At 63.7% G+C, this 18,102-nt stretch carries 15 protein-coding genes; 3 read left to right on the plus strand and 12 right to left on the minus strand.

Annotated features, from left to right (window positions below):
• Positions 1 to 33: 33 nt before the first annotated feature.
• The 6 genes from RN347_RS11850 to RN347_RS11875 all read right to left on the minus strand — a co-directional run bounded on the left by RN347_RS11850 (position 34) and on the right by RN347_RS11875 (position 6,454).
• Positions 34 to 912 carry a carbohydrate ABC transporter permease gene (locus RN347_RS11850; protein WP_311958342.1) on the minus strand — a complete coding sequence of 293 codons (879 nt, stop codon included), beginning with the start codon at positions 910 to 912 and terminating at the stop codon, positions 34 to 36.
• A complete protein-coding gene (locus RN347_RS11855; protein WP_311958343.1) occupies positions 905 to 1,819 on the minus strand; it encodes a sugar ABC transporter permease in 915 nt (304 codons plus the stop codon). The genes RN347_RS11850 and RN347_RS11855 overlap by 8 nt, the downstream gene beginning before the upstream one ends.
• Positions 1,820 to 1,881: 62 nt before the next feature.
• Positions 1,882 to 3,096, minus strand: a complete 1,215-nt coding sequence (locus RN347_RS11860) for an ABC transporter substrate-binding protein (protein ID WP_311958344.1) — start codon at positions 3,094 to 3,096, stop codon at positions 1,882 to 1,884.
• A 265-nt stretch (positions 3,097 to 3,361) separates the two neighbouring features.
• Positions 3,362 to 4,831 carry an ATP-binding protein gene (locus tag RN347_RS11865; RefSeq protein ID WP_311958345.1) on the minus strand — a complete coding sequence of 490 codons (1,470 nt, stop codon included), beginning with the start codon at positions 4,829 to 4,831 and terminating at the stop codon, positions 3,362 to 3,364.
• A complete protein-coding gene (locus RN347_RS11870) occupies positions 4,831 to 5,553 on the minus strand; it encodes a response regulator (protein ID WP_311958346.1) in 723 nt (240 codons plus the stop codon). Before RN347_RS11870 ends, RN347_RS11865 begins: the two co-directional genes overlap by 1 nt.
• Positions 5,554 to 5,656: 103 nt before the next feature.
• Positions 5,657 to 6,454, minus strand: a complete 798-nt coding sequence (locus tag RN347_RS11875; protein WP_311958347.1) for an HAD family hydrolase — start codon at positions 6,452 to 6,454, stop codon at positions 5,657 to 5,659.
• A 205-nt stretch (positions 6,455 to 6,659) separates the two neighbouring features.
• On the opposite strand from RN347_RS11875, the gene RN347_RS11880 reads away from it, so the two are divergent.
• A complete protein-coding gene (locus RN347_RS11880; RefSeq protein WP_311958348.1) occupies positions 6,660 to 8,600 on the plus strand; it encodes an exoribonuclease II in 1,941 nt (646 codons plus the stop codon).
• A 76-nt stretch (positions 8,601 to 8,676) separates the two neighbouring features.
• Here RN347_RS11880 and RN347_RS11885 read toward each other — a convergent pair whose 3' ends face one another.
• Both RN347_RS11885 and RN347_RS11890 read right to left on the minus strand, forming a co-directional pair.
• Positions 8,677 to 9,870 (minus strand): PHB depolymerase family esterase, encoded by a 1,194-nt coding sequence (locus tag RN347_RS11885; RefSeq protein ID WP_311958349.1) that lies wholly within the window; start codon positions 9,868 to 9,870, stop codon positions 8,677 to 8,679.
• 33 nt (positions 9,871 to 9,903) lie between these two features.
• Positions 9,904 to 10,320, minus strand: coding sequence for a CopG family transcriptional regulator (locus tag RN347_RS11890; protein WP_263586606.1), 417 nt, complete (start codon positions 10,318 to 10,320; stop codon positions 9,904 to 9,906).
• A 208-nt stretch (positions 10,321 to 10,528) separates the two neighbouring features.
• On the opposite strand from RN347_RS11890, the gene RN347_RS11895 reads away from it, so the two are divergent.
• A complete protein-coding gene (locus RN347_RS11895; RefSeq protein WP_263586605.1) occupies positions 10,529 to 11,647 on the plus strand; it encodes a glycosyltransferase in 1,119 nt (372 codons plus the stop codon).
• Positions 11,619 to 12,623 (plus strand): lysylphosphatidylglycerol synthase transmembrane domain-containing protein, encoded by a 1,005-nt coding sequence (locus tag RN347_RS11900; protein ID WP_311958350.1) that lies wholly within the window; start codon positions 11,619 to 11,621, stop codon positions 12,621 to 12,623. Before RN347_RS11895 ends, RN347_RS11900 begins: the two co-directional genes overlap by 29 nt.
• An 89-nt stretch (positions 12,624 to 12,712) precedes the next feature.
• Here the strand turns inward: RN347_RS11900 and sucD are convergent, their stop codons facing one another.
• The 4 genes from sucD to odhB all read right to left on the minus strand — a co-directional run bounded on the left by sucD (position 12,713) and on the right by odhB (position 18,090).
• Positions 12,713 to 13,585 carry a succinate--CoA ligase subunit alpha gene (sucD, locus tag RN347_RS11905; protein WP_263586603.1) on the minus strand — a complete coding sequence of 291 codons (873 nt, stop codon included), beginning with the start codon at positions 13,583 to 13,585 and terminating at the stop codon, positions 12,713 to 12,715.
• The gene (gene sucC / locus RN347_RS11910; RefSeq protein ID WP_263586602.1) at positions 13,585 to 14,751 is read right to left on the minus strand and encodes an ADP-forming succinate--CoA ligase subunit beta; all 1,167 of its coding nucleotides are present in this window, start codon (positions 14,749 to 14,751) and stop codon (positions 13,585 to 13,587) included. The genes sucD and sucC overlap by 1 nt, the downstream gene beginning before the upstream one ends.
• A 171-nt stretch (positions 14,752 to 14,922) precedes the next feature.
• Positions 14,923 to 16,362 (minus strand): dihydrolipoyl dehydrogenase, encoded by a 1,440-nt coding sequence (gene lpdA / locus RN347_RS11915; RefSeq protein WP_263586601.1) that lies wholly within the window; start codon positions 16,360 to 16,362, stop codon positions 14,923 to 14,925.
• 147 nt (positions 16,363 to 16,509) lie between these two features.
• Positions 16,510 to 18,090: a 2-oxoglutarate dehydrogenase complex dihydrolipoyllysine-residue succinyltransferase gene (gene odhB, locus RN347_RS11920; protein WP_311958351.1), complete on the minus strand. Its 1,581-nt coding sequence runs from the start codon at positions 18,088 to 18,090 to the stop codon at positions 16,510 to 16,512.
• Positions 18,091 to 18,102 lie beyond the last annotated feature (12 nt).

Raw genomic sequence — 18,102 nt, forward strand, 5'->3', positions numbered from 1 at the left:
TACGTTCCCGTGATTATTGTTGAAGATTGGCCGTTAGCCCTTGACCGAACCGGCGGTCAATCCGCGCACGAAGTACTTGCCCGCCAGCACGTAAACCACCAGCGTCGGCAGTGCGGCAATCATCGCCGCCGCCATATTGACGTTGTACTCGGTGACCCCGGTCGAGGTGTTCACGAGGTTGTTGAGCGCGACCGTCACCGGCTGGGTGTCGTGGCCCGAAAACGCCACGCCGAACAGAAAGTCGTTCCAGATCTGGGTGAACTGCCAGATGATCGACACCACGATGATCGGCGCCGACACCGGCAGCAGAATGCGCCAGAAGATGCGAAAGAACCCGGCGCCATCGAGCTTCGCCGCCGACACCAGCTCATCGGGAATGCCGACGTAGAAGTTGCGGAAAAAAAGCGTCGTGAAGGCGATGCCGAACACCACGTGCACCAGCACCAACCCCGCCCGGGAGCTTGAAAGCCCCAGCCAGCCAAGCGTCTGCGCCATGGGCAGCAGCACCACCTGAAACGGAATGAAGCAGCCAAAGAGCATCAGGGCGAACACGACCTCCGCGCCCTTGAAGCGCCACTTGGTCAAGGCGTAGCCGTTGAGCGCGCCGAGTGTGGTCGAGATCAGCACCGCGGGAATCACGATGGCAAACGAGTTCCAGAAGTAGCCACCCACTCCCTCGCAGCGCATGCCGGTACACGCCTCGCCCCAGGCTTTGGTCCAGGGGGCGAGCGTTGGGTTTTGCGGAAGCGCCAAAAGTGAGCCGGCGGTGATCTCGTCCAGCGGCTTGATTGAAGTGATCAGCATGATCAGAAGCGGCAGCGCGTAGAAAAGTGCGGCCAGAATCAAAACGGCGTAAAGCGCGCTGCGCGAAAGGCGCGCGCCAACGGTTTGGCGACGAATGGCATCACCCATAGCGGCGGCTCCTCAGTTCCGAATAGAGATAGGGAATCAGAATCGCCAGCACCCCGCCCAGCATCAGCATGGCGCTGGCGGAGCCCAGCCCGATCTGAGCGCGGTTGAAGGCGTGGGTGTACATGAAGGTCGCGGGCAGGTCGGTCGCGTAGCCCGGCCCACCGCCGGTCAACGCCACCACCAGATCGAAGCTCTTGATCGCGATATGGGCCAGAATCATCACCGCGCTGAACACCACCGGGCGCAGACACGGCATCACCACCCGCCAGTAAATGCGCGGAAGGCTCGCCCCGTCGAGCTGGGCGGCCTTGACGATGCTGTCGTCGATGCCTCGAAGCCCGGCCAGAAACAGCGCCATTACGAAGCCCGAGGCCTGCCATACCGCGGCGATCACCAGCGTATAGATCGCCATGTTCGGATCGACGATCCAATCAAAGCGAAACGACTCGAAGCCCCAGCCCTGCACCATTGCCTCGATGCCGAGCTGCGGGTTCAAAAGCCACTTCCACACCACCCCGGTGACGATGAACGACAGCGCCATCGGGTAGAGATAGACGGTGCGTAGCGCCCCCTCCTGACGGATTTTCTGGTCGAGCAAAATGGCCAGCAACGCACCAATCACCAGGCACACCGCGACGAAAAGCGCGCCAAAGATCATCAGGTTGGTGGAGGCGACCCACCAGCGGTCGTTGGCCATCAGCCGCGCGTACTGCCCGAAGCCGACGAAGTCGTAGCTTGGCAGCATGCGCGAGCTGGTCAGCGACAGCACGAACGTCCAGAGCATGAAGCCGTAGACGAAGAACAGAATCACGGCCGCCGAAGGCGCCAGCACCAGCCGCGGCAGCCACGCCTGCAGTCGGCCGGACGCCGTCGGCCGCCGGGCCTTCGGTGAAATCGAGTGTGTCATGGGGAAATCTCGCCGGTCAGCAAGGCGCGCCGCCGGGCGGCGGCGCGAAGATCAAAGAACGTTTAGAACGAGGCCATCTGAGCGGCGCTCACCAGGCGCTCGGCAGCCTGCTCGGCGGGCATGTTGGCGTCATTGAAGTAGTTGGTCACCACATCGAAGATCGCGCCCTGCACATCGGCACGCACGGCCATGCCGTGGGACATGCTGGGCACCAGGCCACCGGTTTCGGCGGTGCGCTGGAAATCCGCCAGCGATTGCTCGGCGCAGCTGTCGAACTCGCTCATGTCGAGATCCGGGCGGGCGGGAATCGAGCCCTTGGCCAGGTTGAAGGCTTCCTGGAAGGTGGGTTCGAGTACCAGCCGCGCCAGCGCTTGCTGGGCCTCGCGTTCGCCGTCGTCGCTGACGCGGAACATGGCGAGGCTATCGATGTTGAACGAGAAAGCGTCTTCACTGCCAGGCGCTGCGGCGCACAGGTAGTCTTCGCCAGCAGTAAGCCCGGCGGCGGTGAACTCGCCCTTGGCCCAGTCGCCCATCAGCTGAAAGCCGGCCTCGCCCTCGATCACCATATTGGTCGCAATGTTCCAGTCACGCCCGGGCATACCCTCGTCCATCAGCTCGCGCAGGCGTTTGAAGGTCTCCAGCGCCTCGATCATTTGCTCGCTTCCCAGCGCCTCGGGGTCGAGCTCGACCAGCGACTGGCGGTAGAAATCCACCCCCTGGCTTCCCAGCACCACGCTCTCAAAAATCGTGGCGTCCTGCCAGGCCTGGCCGCCGTGGGCAAGCGGGATAAAGCCCGCCTCGCGAATCGCCTCGCCAGCGGAGAACAGCTCGTCGAGCGTCGTGGGCATTTCGACCCCGGCGGCGTCCAGCACGTCCGGGTTGGCCCACAGCCAGTTGACCCGGTGAACGTTGGCCGGCACTGCCACGTAATGACCGTCGAAGCGCATGATATTGGCGACCACCTCGGGCAGCAGCGCGTCCCAGTTCTCCTCGGCGGCGACGTCGTCGAGATCGCCCAGAAGTCCGAGCTCGCCCCATTCCTGAATTTCCGGACCCTTGATCTGGGCCGCCGACGGCGGGTTGCCAGACATGGCGCGGGATTTCAGTACGGTCATTGCGGTTTCACCGCCACCACCGGCCACGGCGAAATCTTCCCAGCCGTAGCCTTCGGCCTCGAGAAGCTCCTTGAGCACGTTGGCCGCGCGGGCCTCGCCGCCGGAGGTCCACCAGTGGAGGACTTCGACATCGCTTGCCTGGGCCGAGGTGGTGGCGGCCATCGAAAGCGCAAGGCCGAGGGCAGATTGACGCCAAGTCGGTAGAGGCAAAGCAGGTAGACGCAAAGTACGTAGAGGTAGAGTAGGTAGACGCAGCGTGGACATGGTGGCTCCTGGCGTTGTTATTGTCGGCGCCTGAGGCGGCGCGGATCGACTGTTATAAGACGTTCGACATCGAGGGCCAAATTCGAGCGTGCCCTTTACGTGAGGGTACGCCGCCAGACAGGCAAACGGGAGTCTCGCTTTCCTACAAAGTGTTGGCGCTTTATTACAAGCCAGTAACATTGGCCTGACGGGCAAGCGTCAGCGTGGCGACGAGCCCGCCGGCGGGATGATTGGCAAGCGTAATGTCGCCGCCGTGGGCGCGGGCGATGTGCCGGGCGATGCCGAGCCCCAGGCCGCTGCCGCCGGTGTGGCGGCTGCGTGAGGCTTCCAGGCGCACGAACGGCGAAAAGACCCGATCGAGCTGTGACTCCTCGATGCCGGGGCCAGCGTCTCGAATGCGCAGCGTCACGCGCTCCGGGGCGTCGATGATCTCTACCCGGGCGTGCCGGCCGTAGAACACCGCGTTTTCCAGAAGATTCGAGAGACAACGCTTGATCGCCAGCGGCTTGACCACCAAAGGCGCGGCCTGACCGGTGATCTCGACATCGCCGCCCTGCAGGCGAAGCTCCAAGGCGTGATGAAGCGCCAGCGCTTTGATATCCGTGGCCGCGGGCTCCTCGTGCAGGTCGAGCCCCTTGACGGAGGCCAGCGCCCCCTTGACCAGTTCGGAAAGCTCGTCGAGCGAGGCACAAAAGCGCTCGCGCTGGCGGGGGTCGTCGAGCATTTCGGCGCGAAGGCGCATCCGGGTAATCGGGGTTTTCAAATCGTGGGAGATCGCCGAAAAGAGCCGCTCGCGCTCCTCGACCTGCTCGCGTATGCGCCGCTGCATACGGTTGAACGCCGCCGCCGTCGCGGCGACTTCTCGCGGGCCGCTCTCCTTGAGCGGCGGGCTATCCAGGTCGTCGCCGAGCTGCCGCGCGGCGCGCGCGAGTCGCGCCAGGGGCCGGGTGGCGCTTTTGATGCTTAAAAGCGAGAGCCCCAGTACGCTGATCAACACCAGCACCCCCACCAGCAGGCGCTCGTCGGAAAGCCAGGCACCGGCGCTGAAAATATCCGGCACGCCGAGCAGCGTGGCGACATAGAGCCACATGTTGGGCGCAAGCTCGAGCTGCACCACCAGAATCGGCGGCGACAGCGGCTCCATCAACAGGCTGTGCTGGCCCCAGCGCGGCGGCAGATCATGCAGCAGCACCTCGTTATTGAAAAGGCGCAGCGTATCCGGGCGCGAGAACTCGACGACGACATCCTCGATGGCGAGCTCGCGGGTCAAAATGGTGTGGACGTTGTCCACCACCAGCGCCTTTTCCGGGCCGTCGCCGATATCGACCACCGGGATGCGCCGCTCGTTGACGCTGACGAAAAAGCGCGTGCCGCCCATGTTGCGCAGCTGGTCGAGCACGATATGGCGATAGTCCACCGGCAGCGAGCGAAAGTACTTCATGGTCGCGGCGATGCTTTGCGCCATATTGTTCGATAGCTCATCGAGCTGTTCGAGCTGGCTGGCGCGTACCTGAGCGCTCCAAAGCGCGTAGCTGCCCGCTTGGGCCGCTAGTACCCCAATGATCATGATGATCACGAAGCGCCCGCGAAGCGTGGCCGGAAGCAGGCGTTGAAGAAGTCGTTTCAGCGTCATCACCCGACGGCATCGACCCGGGCGGTGAGCACGTAGCCCGCCCCGCGCACGGTACGAATCAGCTGGGAGTGCTGGGCATCCTCGCCCAGGCGCTGGCGCAGCCGGCAGACGTGAACGTCGATGGAGCGATCCAGCGGCGGCGCATCGCGCCCTCGGGTGAGCGTGTAAAGATCGTCGCGGGTGATCACCGTCGCCGGGCGCTCGAGAAACACCTGTAGAAGCTGAAAGTCGGCGCCGGAAAGCGCAACCTGGGCGCCGCGCTCGTCGGTCAGCTCGCGGGTGGTGCGGTCGAGCTGCCAGGCGCCAAAGCGCACCACCCGGGCGTCTTTGACGCTGGCCTGCGCCGGGGCGTGGGCGCGACGCAGCACCGCCTTGATGCGCGCCAAAAGCTCGCGCGGGTTGAACGGCTTGGCGACGTAGTCGTCGGCGCCGAGCTCGAGCCCCAGAATGCGGTCGGTATCGTCGCTACTGGCGGTGAGCATGATGATCGGCAGATCCCCCTGGCGGCGCAGGCGGCGGCAAATGGCGAAGCCGTCGTCGCCGGGCATCATCACGTCCAGGATCAAAAGGTTCGGCGTGCTCGTCGCAAGCGTTTTGAGCAGCGAATCGGCCCCGTCGGCGGTCTCTACCCGGAAACCATGGCGGCCCAGATAATCCGCCAGCAGCTCGCGGATCTCCGGGTCATCGTCGACGACCATGATGCAGTCACTCGAGGTGGTCATGATAAGCGGGTTCCGGCTCATTATCGTTGGGCCACGATAATGGTGGAGAGCCCGGCCCGCTACAAGCGCCTATCGACCAAGGTGGTAGACGCCCTGCCCTGCCTTAAAGCCCGAAACGCTCGCGCAGAAGCTCGGCCACCCCCGCCTCGTGGTGGTGGCCGATCTGGCGTCCTCGCCCGAGCCGCCCGGCCATCTCCGGGTGGGCGTTGGCCATGTAATGCGCCTCGCCGGCGAGCGCGAGCATCTCCACGTCGTTCAGATTGTCACCAAAGGCGAGGCACTCGTCGGCGCGCAGGTTCAGGCGTTCGAGCAGTGCGGCAAGCGCCACACCCTTGTTCACCCCACCGGCCATGATCTCGAGCGAATTCGGCGTCGAGTAGGTGACGTGCAAGTCATCCCCGCCGATCTGGCGAACGCTTGCCTCGATGCGAGCGAGCTCTAATGGGTCGCCGCCATACAGCACCTTGCCGATGCCGTTGACCGGCATCTCGCTTGCCGGAACCACCTGATAGACGAAGCCGGTCGCAGCGTGCATCGCCAAATGCCCCGGCGACTCGGAATCGATATACCAGGCGTCGTCCAGATAAAGGCTCAAGCGCACGTTGGCCGGGCGCTCGAGTTCGATCAGCGCCCGCGCCTTTTCCGGGTCGACGTGGTGGGCCGCGAGCAGGGTGTCGTCCGGGGCGTGGGTGTAGGCGCCGTTGCTGCTGATCAGATGCATCGGTACGCCCAGCTCGTCGCGAAACACCTTCATGTCGCGGTAGTGGCGCCCGGAGGCGAGCGTGAGCTGGTGGCCCTGCTCGGTGAGCGCGCGCAGCACCTCGATGGTGCTTTCGTGCAGCACGTGATCACTTCCCAAAAGCGTTCCATCCAGGTCGGAAACAATCAGCCGGGGGGTCATGGTGGCTCCTTGGTCGAGGGCGTTAACGAGGGGCTTGGTCAGGTTTTTCACGCGCTTCAAACGGCTGGCAAGCTTAACCGATTATCAGAGCCGCAGGTAAGTCATTGACCTTGCGAGCCGGAGGCGATATCGACTCGCCGAGCAATTGGCGCGGTGGGCGGGAATCCGTATAGTGGCAGCCTACTCTCGCCAACTGATTGAACTCATGCTGCAAAATAATTCCGTGCTGGCTCAGCTCAAGCAACAGATTCGTGACACCACGCCGCGCGCCGAAGGCGTGATCAAGGGCACCGAGAAAGGCTTCGGCTTTCTCGAAACCGATGCCGGCGACTCCTATTTCGTGCCGCCCCCCGCCATGAAAAAGGTGATTCACGGCGACCGGGTCGAGGCAGTGATTCACGAAAACGGCGACAAGAAGTCCGTCGATCCGGAGAAGCTGATCGAAGCCGGCCTCGACCGTTTCGTCGCTCGCGTGCAAAAGCGCGAGGACCGCCTGGCCGTGGTGCCGGACCACCCGTCAATTCGCAACGTCATCAAGTCGCGCATCAAGCGCAGCCTGGACGAATCGAGCATCGGTGACGGCGACTGGGTCGTGGCGCGCCTCGTTCGCCATCCGTTAAAGGCGGACGATCGCGGCTTCTTTGCCCAGATCGACGAGCTGGTGGCCAAGGCGGACAACCCGGCGGTGCCCTGGCGGGTGACCCTGGCTCGCCACGCGCTCGAGCAAGCAAGCCCGGAGGCCGGCAGCGACTGGCCGCTGCGCGAGGAAGGCCTTGAGCGTGAAGACCTGACCGCCGAGCCCTTCTTCACCATCGACGGTGAAAAGACCAAAGACATGGACGATGCGCTGCGCATCACCACCCGCGACGACGGCGGCTGGGATCTCTCGGTCGCCATCGCCGACCCGACCGCTTATGTGGACGAAGAGCACGCCGCAGATCTGGAAGCGCGGGTGCGCGCCTTCACCGTCTACCTGCCGGGCCAGAACGTGACCATGCTGCCCGAGCAGCTGGCCGACGACCTCTGCTCGCTGTGGGAGGGCAAGACCCGCCCGGCGCTGGCCTGCACGCTGACCGTCAACGCCGACGGAAGCCTGGGCGACTACCGCTTCTTCGCCGCCAACGTGCAGTCCCACGCCAAGCTTGCTTATGACCGCGTTTCCGATTGGATCGACTGTGAAGGCGACTGGGCCCCGGCGGATGACATCGGCGAGCAGCTCAAGGCGCTCCAGGCGCTGACCGAGGCGCGCACCGCTTGGCGCAACGAGCACGCGCTGGTGTTCAAGGATCGCCCGGACTACGTGTTCGAGCTCGATGAAGCGGGCAACGTGTTGGCGATCAACACCGAAGAGCGCCGCATCGCCAACCGCATGATCGAAGAGTCGATGATCGCCGCCAACGCCTGCTGCGCGGATTATCTGGCCGCTAACATCGGCCACGGCATTTTCAACGTGCACCGCGCGTTCGAACCGGAAAAAGCCGAAGCCGCCCAGGAGTTTCTCGCCGGTCAGGAGATCGAAGTGGCCCTCGAGGCGCTCACCGAGCTCGACCACTACAAGGAGCTCAAGCGCGCGCTCGAATCCCGCGACGACGCCTGGCTCGACGCCCGCCTGCGCCGTTTCCAGGGTTTCACCAGCATGTCCGCCCAGCCCGGCCCGCACTTCGGTCTGGGGCTGGCCGCCTACGCTACCTGGACCTCGCCGATTCGTAAGTACGGCGACATGGTCAACCACCGCTTGATCAAGCGCGTGTTGAAAGGCGAGCAGGCCCCGGCCGAAGCGAGCCAGGCACTGACCGAGCAGCTCACCGAGCGCCGCCGGCTGAATCGCATGGCCGAGCGTGACGTGAAAGACTGGCTCTACGTGCGCTTTTTGACGTCGGCGGCCCAGAACCAGGACGTTTTTGAGGCCGAGATCATGGCGATCAACCGCGGCGGCATGCGCGTGCGTCTGCTGGCCAACGGCGCTACCGCCTTCGTGCCCGCGCCCTTGATGCACGCTGACCGCGACAAGGTCGTGATCGACGACAAGGAAGGCCGCATCCAGATCGAAAGCGAGGAGCGCTACAAGCTCGGCGACGCCCTGCGCGTACAGCTCGTCGAGGCGCGTGAAGAAACCCGCTCGCTGGTGGCCAAGCCTGCCGCCTAAACGGTGTTGAAACGCGAAAACGGCGGCGCCTTGAGGCGCCGCCGTTTTTTTATGTCCTGAAACTCGCCGCGGCGGGTCAGGTCGTCGCGTGGCGAGACGGCTTCGACGCCGCTCGATCGTTTTGAGCGTAATGAGGCTGGGCAAAGAAAAAGCGCAGCATTTCGCGGCTCGCCTCTACTCCCCTGGGGTCGGTATAGCTTCCCGACGCGCTGCCCCCGGCCCAGGCGTGGCCGGCGCCGTGCAGCGTCCACTGCTCCAGCCTGGCAACCCCTTGACCGTCGCGATGTACCCGGCGCGTATAGCGCTGGCCGGCGCCGGACGCCCCCTGCTCGGTCGTGGCGCCGAGTCGGCTAGCGGCGTACTGCGCCGCCACGCGCTCGGCGTTTTTTGGATGCACGGTGGTGTCGCGGTCGCCGTGGAAAACGATGGCCGGCACGCGGCACTCCTGCCCCTTCGTGACGGCGGTGGCGCCCTGCCCGCCCTGCATCGCGGCCAGCGCGTCCGGAAGGCTTTTGGCAACGCCGTGGGGCAGCCCCGAGTGCACGCCAACGGCAGCGTAAAGCTCCGGATACGTCATGGCCAGGGTAGTCGCCATGGCCGCGCCTGCGGACAGCCCGGCCACGAACACCCGCGAGGCATCGAGATGATAGGCGTCCAAAACCTGGCGCGTCATGCCCGCCAGAAGCTCGGGCTCGCCGCCGTCGCGCGCCTGGTCCTGGGCCTTGAACCAGTTCCAGCACTTCGAGGTATTGGCGCTTGCCGGCTGGGCCGGGTAGAGCACGCAAAACGTCTGCTCTTCGGCCAGCCGGTTCATGGCGGTACCGGCGGCGAAGTCGTCCGGGTTTTGGGTGCAGCCGTGCAGCATGACCACCAGCGCCAGCGGCTGTCCCTGATAGCCGCTCGGCGTGTAGAGCTTGTAATCGCGTGCGCCGATACGGTTGGCAAAGCGCCCGGCGGTGAAGGCGCCGGGAGTGGCCGGCGCCAAGCGCTCGGGCGCAGCGTCAGCACTCGTCGTGCCGCCTTTCATACCGGCCCACTGCTGGTGCCAATCAAACGCGTGGGGCTGGCGCGGTGCTTCGAACGGCTCGAAGATGCGCGCCTTCACCTCGCAGGTGCTATCAAACACGTTACCGGTTTCGGTCGACGCGGGCTCGGGGTCATCTGCGCCAGGCGCGCCCCCTTGCAGCACCCGCATCGCCTCAGTCAGCTTTCCGGCGCGGGTAAGCCGCGTCGCTTCTTGCATTCGCTGGGTACGGGTTGCGTCGGTCATGATCGATACCTCATGGATACATCAATGAATACGTCAGTGGATGCGGCCTGATAGCGCCGCCTTGACCGCTTTACTGGCATGCAGGGCGCCGAGCACCACGACGGAGTCGATCGTCGCGGCGGCAAGCTCCGGGGTGACATCGTCGGCGATCGTCGCCATGCCGAGCACCTGGATCTGCAGGGTTTCACCCGCCGCCTGCAGCGCTTCCAGATCCGCCCGGCTGTAGTGCGTAAGCCCCAGCACGAAGGCCTTGCGCGACACGGTTTGCTTGACCACCTCGGCGTGGCTCGCCAGCTGGTTACGGATCGCCGTGCGGATCAGGTCGGTGCGGTTGGCGTAGAAGCCTTCCTGGACCAGCAGATCGATCTGCCCCAAATCGACCACGCCCAGGTTGATGGTGATTTTTTCGCTGGTGTCGCCGGTCTTGCGGCGCAGCTCGTGAACGCTCATGAAAACTCCTTTCTACATTAAAGATGGCCTATGGAATCCATATACCATCCATATGGATGTTATATTAGACTCGCTTGAGCAATAAGCAAGATCTTTCGATGTAAAGGCGGTAATGAAACGTGCTCGATGCGGCAAGCGATGCCGCTGTCGCATAACTGACTTGTTTTCTCGCTAGGCTAAGCGATCACTACGGCCGGCGGAGACGACCTTGCATATTGCCGACATCACCATGTTTCACGCCCCGGCGAGCGGCGGCGTGCGTACCTACCTGCAGGCCAAGCACCGCGTGCTGCAAGCGAGCGGCGTTCGTACCAGCCTGCTGGTGCCCGGCGCCGAGCGCGACAGCCTGAACGATCGCCATACGCTGCCCGCGCTCAACCTGCCGTTGGGCCAGGGCTACCGCTTTCCGCTGCGCCGCGGGCCCTGGCGCGAAGCGCTCGTGAACCTTGCACCGAACGTCATCGAAGCCGGCGACCCCTACGTGACCGCCTGGGCCGCGCTCGAGGCCGGCCAGCGCCTTGGCGTTCCGGTGGTGGGCTTCTACCACTCTGACCTGCCCCGGCTGATGGGCGACCGCTTCGGCCACCGCGTACAGCGCCGCCTGATTCGCTACGTGGCCGATCTCTATAACCGTTTCGACAGCGTGCTCGCGCCCTGCCAGGCCATGGCGGATCGTCTTTTGGATTGGGGCGTCAATGACGTGCGCGTTCAGTCGCTGGGCGTGGACCTCGAGCGCTTTCATCCGCGCCATGCCGACCCTGCCTTGCGAACGCGCTACGGGATTGCCGAGCACAAGCGGCTGCTGATTTTCGTCGGGCGCTTTTCACGGGAGAAAAACATCGACGTGCTGCTCTCGACCATGAAGCACCTGGGCGAGGAGTATCATCTTCTGCTGATGGGCCCGGGGATGCCGACGCGCGTGCCCGCCAACGTGACCAGCGTGAGCCGCTGCTGCGGCGCTTTCGAGGTCGCGGCGGCGCTGGCCGCCAGCGACGCGCTGCTGCACGCCGGCACCCGCGAGACGTTTGGGCTGATCGCCCAGGAAGCGATGGCCAGCGGCCTGCCGGTGGTGGGCGCGCGCGCCGGGGCGCTGATCGAGAACGTGCCGTTGGGCGCCGGCGTGTTATGCCCGCCGCTCGACCCCGCCGCCATGGCCGATGCCTGCCGGGCACTGTTCGATAACGACATCGCCGCCAGCGGCCGCTATGCCCGCCACTTCGTCGAGCGCCGGTTTGGCTGGGAAAGCGTTATCGTTGACCTGCTTGGTCACTACAAAACGCTGGCCGGCGAGCAAAGCCATGTCCATCCCCGCGCTCTCAGCCGCTAAGCCCGCCCGGCGCCTGCACGCGCTGCCGGTGATTTTGCTGCTGGCGGCCGTTGTCGCGCCCCTGGTGCTGGTTTTGCTGGCCGGCGGGCGCGAAGCGCTTTTATACGCTAGGGCCTTTCCAACGAGCCTGCTGGGGCTGATGGTCGTCATTGCCGCGGTGTGCTGGAACATCAACGCCCTTCGGCTACGCCTGATGCTGGGAATCAGCACGCTGAATCAGCGCAGCGCGCTGGGTATCGAGCTTGCGGCCAAGTTCGCGCTGTGCGCCACGCCTGGCGGCAGCGGTGGACCGGTGACGCTGCTGGCGCTGCTTTCCAGGCGTGGCGTGCCGCCGGCCAAGGGCACCGCGGTGTTTCTCATCGACCAGGGCTGCGACTCGCTCTTTTTTCTGAGCATGCTGGGCGTGGCGGTCGCGGCCTCGCTGATCGACGAGACGCGCTGGCCTCATCAGGGGCTGATCGAGGCCGCCCTGCTGGGCCTTGGCGTTTTGATCACGCTCTTCGTGCTCGTGATCCTGTATTTACCCAGGCTTTTGCGACTGCGCCCTAAAGCGCGCCCGCAGGCTGCACGGCGGCGCTGGCTGGCGCGGCGGCTGCTGCGCGGCCGGCGGGCGCTGGCGATGACATTGCGCCTGCCCAAACCGACGCTTGCCGCCATTTTGCTGCTCACCGCGCTTCACTGGGTGCTGCGCTATAGCCTCTTGTTCATCGCGGTGATCGGCGTGGGTGGCCAGGCGGACTGGCTCTGGACGTTTCTCATTCAGATGCTGGCGATGGCGGCCAGTCAGCTAAGCTTTTTGCCCGGTGGTGCGGGCGCGGCGGAGCTGGGGGTCGGCACCCTGCTGCTGCCCTTGATGGCGCAAGAGCAGGCGGCGGCGGCGGTGCTGGTGTGGCGGCTGGTGAGCTATCACCTGTATCTCGGCGTGGGAGCGCCGGTATTTTTGTTGCTGGGCGCGCGCTGGCTCAAGCGGGTGTAAACGAGGCGCAATAAACAACCAACGGCCAGAGACTAAAAAGGGCACCCGAAGGTGCCCTTTTGACGTACGCGTGAACCGAGCGGCAACACTTACCAGCCGGTCGCTTCCTTCAGCGCATCGCCGATATCGGCCAGCGAGCGAACGGTTTTGACACCCGCCGCTTCGAGCGCGCCGAACTTATCGTCCGCCGTGCCTTTACCGCCGGAGATGATCGCACCGGCGTGGCCCATGCGCTTACCGGGAGGCGCAGTCACGCCCGCGATGTAGGCAACGACCGGCTTGGAGACGTTGTCCTTGATGTAGGCCGCCGCTTCTTCTTCCGCGGTGCCGCCGATCTCGCCGATCATGACGATCGCTTCGGTTTTCGGGTCCTTCTCGAACATCTCGAGGATGTCGATGAAGTTGGAGCCCGGAATCGGGTCGCCGCCGATGCCCACACAGGTGGACTGGCCGAAGCCGTGATCAGTGGTCTGCTTGACCGCTTCATAGGTCAGCGTGCCCGAGCGAGAGACGATGCCCACACGGCCCGGCTGGTGGATATGACCGGGCATGATGCCGATCTTGGTCTCACCGGGGGTGATGACGCCGGGGCAGTTCGGGCCGATCAGGCGAACGCCGAGCTCGTCGCATTTTACTTTCGCTTCGAGCATGTCAAGCGTGGCGATACCTTCGGTGATGCACACGATCAGCTTGATACCGGCATTGGCAGCTTCAAGGATGGAGTCCTTGCAGAACGCCGCGGGTACGTAGATCACGCTGGCTTCGGCGCCGGTTTCCTTGACCGCTTCTTTCACGGTGTTGAAGACCGGCAGGCCCAGATGCGTTTGGCCGCCCTTGCCCGGCGTGACACCGCCGACCATCTGCGTGCCATAGGCAATCGCCTGCTCGGAGTGGAACGTGCCCTGGCCACCGGTGAACCCCTGGCAGATGACCTTGGTGTTCTTGTCGATCAGGATACTCATTACTTGCCCTCCGCTGCTTTGACGACCTGCTGAGCGGCGTCGCTCAGGCTGGTGGCAGCGATGATGTTCAAACCGCTGGAGGCCAGCTTCTCGGCACCCAGCTCGGCGTTGTTACCTTCCAGACGCACGACGACCGGTACGTTGACACCAACCTGCTCGACGGCACCGATGATGCCTTCCGCGATCATGTCGCAGCGCACGATACCACCGAAGATGTTGACCAGTACGGCCTTGACGTTGTCGTCAGACAGGATGATCTTGAACGCCTCGGCTACGCGCTCTTTGGTCGCGCCGCCGCCTACGTCCAGGAAGTTGGCCGGCTTGCCGCCAGACAGGTTGACGATGTCCATGGTGCCCATCGCCAGGCCCGCGCCGTTGACCATGCAGCCGATGTTGCCGTCGAGCGCTACGTAGTTAAGCTCCCACTTGGCCGCATCCGCTTCACGCTGGTCTTCCTGGCTCGGGTCACGCATTTCCTGCAGGTCCGGATGACGGTACAGCGCATTGCTGTCGAGGCCGAGTTTGGCGTCGAGGCAGTGCAGGTTACCTTCATCGGTAATGACCAGCGGGTTGATTTCCAGAAGCGCCAGATCCTTGTCGTGGAACAGCTTAGAAAGCCCCAGGAAGATCTTGGTGAACTGCTTGATCTGGTCGCCTTTCAGGCCCAGTTGGAAAGCGAGCTCACGCGCCTGGTAGGGCTGTGCGCCGACCAGCGGATCGATCTCGGCTTTCAGAATCTTTTCTGGTGTCTCTTCGGCGACGGTTTCAATGTCGACACCGCCTTCGGTGGACGCCATGAAGACAACGCGACGGCTGGTACGATCGACGACCGCGCCCAGATACAGCTCATCGGCGATGTCGGTGCAGTTTTCGACCAGAATCTTGGCAACCGGCTGACCTTTTTCGTCGGTCTGGTAGGTGACGAGATTCTTGCCCAGCCACTGCTCGGCGAAGGCTTTCGCTTCTGCCGGGTCCTTGATCAGCTTGACGCCGCCCGCTTTACCGCGGCCGCCTGCGTGAACCTGAGCCTTGACGACCCACATTTCACCGCCGATTTTTTTGCACGCTTCTACCGCTTCTTCCGGCGTGTCCACGGCAAAGCCCTTGGATACCGGCAAGCCATAATCGGCAAACAGCTGTTTGCCCTGATACTCGTGAAGGTTCATCGATTCATGCCATTGGTTGCATGTGACTCGAACGATGGCCGATGCCGGGCACCGGCCATCCCCGTGCCTCGATCCGAAAACCGGCCGAGGCGTTGCGCCACCTCAGGGTGACGCCTGGTTATTACACAATCTATTGACTACGCTGCGTTGTTCGTCAGCGCCGTCACGAACTTACTTGCGCTTTTTGCGGTTCGCCATGTGAATGGCGTGCCCGTCCACGGCCAGCGCGGCTTCGTGTACCGCTTCCGACATGGTGGGGTGGGCATAGCAGGTCAGCGCCAGATCTTCGGCGCTGGAGCCAAACTCCATCGCGATCACGGCCTGTGCGATCAGCTCGCCGGCGTGCTGACCAACGATGTGTACGCCCAGGATGCGATCGGTTTCGGCGTCGGCGATCACCTTGGCGCTACCTTCGGTGGCGTTGTTCGCCATGGCGCGGCCGCTGGCAGCAAACGGGAAGGTACCGGTCTTGACTTCGATACCCTTGGACTTGGCGTCCTGCTCGGTCAAACCGACCCAGGCAACTTCCGGGGCGGTGTAGATGACACAGGGAATGGCGTCGTAGTTCATCTCGGCTTTATGGCCGGCGATGATGTCCGCCACCATGATGCCCTCTTCTGAGGCCTTGTGCGCCAGCATCTGACCGCGAACGCAGTCGCCGATGGCGTAAACGCCCGGCACGTTGGTGCGGCACTGGTCGTCGACGAAGATGAAGCCGCGCTCGTCGAGCTCGATGCTGACATCATCACTGATCACGCCCTTGGTGTAGGGGCGACGGCCAACGCAGACGATCAGCTTGTCGAAGGTGATTTCCTGCTCGCCGTCACCGTCGGTGTACTTGACGACGACTTCGTTGTCCTTCACCTCGGAACCGGTGACGCGGGCGCCGAGTTTGATGTCCAGGCCCTGCTTTTTCAGCAGTTTCTGGGTTTCCTTGGCAACGGTCGTGTCGACCATCGGCAGGAAAGTGTCCATCGCCTCGAGCACGGTGACGTCAGAACCCAGACGGTTCCAGACGCTACCGAGTTCCAGGCCGATGACGCCGGCACCGATCACGCCCAGACGCTTCGGCGCGTCCTTGAATTCCAGCGCGCCGGTAGAGTCGACGATCAGATCGTCGGTCAGCGGCGTCGGCGGGATTTCGACCGGCACGGAGCCGGCGGCGATGACGATGTTGTCGGCTTCGTATGTGGTGGCGTTGCCGTCCAGGTCGGTGACTTCGACCTGGTTGTTGGCAACGACTTTACCGGTACCGTCGATCGCGGTGACGCCGTTGGCCTTGAACAGCCCAGAGATGCCGCCGGTTAAGTTCTTAACGATCTTGTCCTTGCGGGCCATCATTTTGGTGACGTCCATGGAAACGTCGCCGGCCTGAATGCCCAGGTCGTCGAAGTCGTGCTTGGCTTCGACGTACTTGTGCGAGGCTTCCAGCAGCGCCTTGGACGGAATGCAGCCCACGTTCAGGCAGGTACCGCCGTGAACCACGTTGCCTTCCTTGCCCTGCCACTTCTCGACACAGGCAACTTTCTGACCCAGCTGCGCGGCGCGAATGGCGGCCACGTAGCCACCGGGGCCGGCACCGATAACGATTACATCAAACTTGTCAGCCATGTTGGCTCCTTTCGCTTGGTGACCCTGAATGCGTGCGGCTCGATTGTGCCAATCGAAACACGACGTCGGGGCCTTGTGCGATAACTTGAAACACCTGAACGGAATGTCGAGATACGCCGCCGGGCCTTGACCCGGCGGCGAAAGACGTTACACGTCGAGCAGCAGACGCGCCGGGTCTTCGAGCAGTTCCTTGATGGTGACGAGGAACTGGACTGCGTCCTTACCGTCGATCATGCGGTGATCGTAAGAGAGCGCCAGGTACATCATCGGGCGCACTTCGACCTTGCCGTTGACCGCCATCGGGCGTTCCTGGATCTTGTGCATGCCCAGGATGGCCGTTTGCGGCGGGTTGATGATCGGCGTCGAGAGCAGCGAGCCGAAGATACCGCCGTTGGTGATGGTGAAGGTACCGCCCTGCATTTCGTCGATGCCGAGCTTGCCGTCACGGGCACGCTTGCCGAAGTCGACGATGCCTTTTTCGACATCGGCGATCTTCATGGCGTCGGTGTCGCGCAGTACCGGCACGACCAGACCGCGGTCAGTGGACACGGCCACACCGATGTCCTGGTAGCCATGGTAGACGATCTCGTCACCGTCGATGGAGGCGTTGACGTCCGGGAAGCGCTTGAGCGCTTCAGACGCCGCCTTGACGAAGAAGCCCATGAAGCCGAGCTTGACGTCGTGCGCCTTCTGGAAGGTGTCCTTGTACTGCGCGCGCAGGTTCATCACCGCGCCCATGTCCACCTCGTTGTAGGTGGTGAGCATGGCAGCGGTCTGCTGGGCTTCGACCAGCCGCTTGGCGATGGTCTTGCGCAGACGCGTCATCGGCACGCGCTTCTCGGCGCGTTCGCCTTCCGCAGCGGCCGGTGCGGCGGCTTTCTTCGCCGGGGCGGAGGATTTCGAAGGCTTCTTGGCGCTGCCGTCTTTCACGGCTTTTTGCACGTCTTCCTTCAGGATGCGGCCACCCTTGCCGGTACCTTCGATTTTCGCCACGTCGAGATCGTTTTCGGCGATCATCTTGCGCGCCGCCGGGGCGACGATCTTGTCGCCGACTTTCTCATCGGCGCCTTCGTCGCTTTCGCTTTCAGAAGCCTTGCCGGCGCTGTCGTCTGACTTGCTGTCGCCGCCTTCGCTACCGCCGCCTTCAGAGAAGATGGCCAGTACCGCTTCGGACTCGACCTGGCTGCCCTCTTCGGCCTTGATCTCGGCAAGCGCGCCGTCCGCCGGTGCGACGACTTCGAGCACGACCTTGTCGGTTTCGATGTCCGCCAGCACTTCATCGCGCTTCACGGCTTCGCCGACTTTCTTGTGCCAGGTAGCGACGGTGCCTTCCTGAACCGACTCCGGGAAGCTCGGTGCCTTGACGTCATGCTGCTTGCCGCCGCCAGATTTTTCCTGCTTGGGGGCCTGCTTCTCGTCGCCGCCGTCTTTTTCCTGCTTCTCGCCGTCGTCTTTTTCGGCTTTTTCGGCTTTCTCTTCACCGCCGCCGCTTGCTTCGCCGATCTTGCCCAGCACCTGCTCGGACTCGACGGTATCACCCTCTTCGGCCATCACGTCGGTCAACGTGCCTGCTTCCGGGGCCACGACTTCGAGTACGACCTTGTCGGTTTCGATCTCGACGATCAGCTCGTCGCGCTCGACGCTGTCACCCGGCTTCTTGTGCCAAGCGGCGACCGTGCCCTCGGCAACGGATTCCGGAAAGGTTGGCGCTTTGATATCAGTTGCCATGTCATTTCCCTT

The sequence above is a fragment of the Halomonas sp. PAMB 3264 genome (assembly GCF_031954245.1).
Lineage (GTDB): Bacteria > Pseudomonadota > Gammaproteobacteria > Pseudomonadales > Halomonadaceae > Vreelandella.

Excerpts from the sequence above, each read along its gene's own strand:
- RN347_RS11850 (WP_311958342.1), bottom strand. The coding sequence starts at position 912 with ATGGGTGATGCCATTCGTCGCCAAACCGTTGGCGCGCGCCTTTCGCGC.
- RN347_RS11855 (WP_311958343.1), bottom strand. The coding sequence starts at position 1,819 with ATGACACACTCGATTTCACCGAAGGCCCGGCGGCCGACGGCGTCCGGC.
- RN347_RS11860 (WP_311958344.1), bottom strand. The coding sequence starts at position 3,096 with ATGGCCGCCACCACCTCGGCCCAGGCAAGCGATGTCGAAGTCCTCCAC.
- RN347_RS11865 (WP_311958345.1), bottom strand. The coding sequence starts at position 4,831 with ATGACGCTGAAACGACTTCTTCAACGCCTGCTTCCGGCCACGCTTCGC.
- RN347_RS11870 (WP_311958346.1), bottom strand. The coding sequence starts at position 5,553 with ATGACCACCTCGAGTGACTGCATCATGGTCGTCGACGATGACCCGGAG.
- RN347_RS11875 (WP_311958347.1), bottom strand. The coding sequence starts at position 6,454 with ATGACCCCCCGGCTGATTGTTTCCGACCTGGATGGAACGCTTTTGGGA.
- RN347_RS11880 (WP_311958348.1), top strand. The coding sequence starts at position 6,660 with ATGCTGCAAAATAATTCCGTGCTGGCTCAGCTCAAGCAACAGATTCGT.
- RN347_RS11885 (WP_311958349.1), bottom strand. The coding sequence starts at position 9,870 with ATGACCGACGCAACCCGTACCCAGCGAATGCAAGAAGCGACGCGGCTT.
- RN347_RS11890 (WP_263586606.1), bottom strand. The coding sequence starts at position 10,320 with ATGAGCGTTCACGAGCTGCGCCGCAAGACCGGCGACACCAGCGAAAAA.
- RN347_RS11900 (WP_311958350.1), top strand. The coding sequence starts at position 11,619 with ATGTCCATCCCCGCGCTCTCAGCCGCTAAGCCCGCCCGGCGCCTGCAC.
- sucD (WP_263586603.1), bottom strand. The coding sequence starts at position 13,585 with ATGAGTATCCTGATCGACAAGAACACCAAGGTCATCTGCCAGGGGTTC.
- sucC (WP_263586602.1), bottom strand. The coding sequence starts at position 14,751 with ATGAACCTTCACGAGTATCAGGGCAAACAGCTGTTTGCCGATTATGGC.
- lpdA (WP_263586601.1), bottom strand. The coding sequence starts at position 16,362 with ATGGCTGACAAGTTTGATGTAATCGTTATCGGTGCCGGCCCCGGTGGC.
- odhB (WP_311958351.1), bottom strand. The coding sequence starts at position 18,090 with ATGGCAACTGATATCAAAGCGCCAACCTTTCCGGAATCCGTTGCCGAG.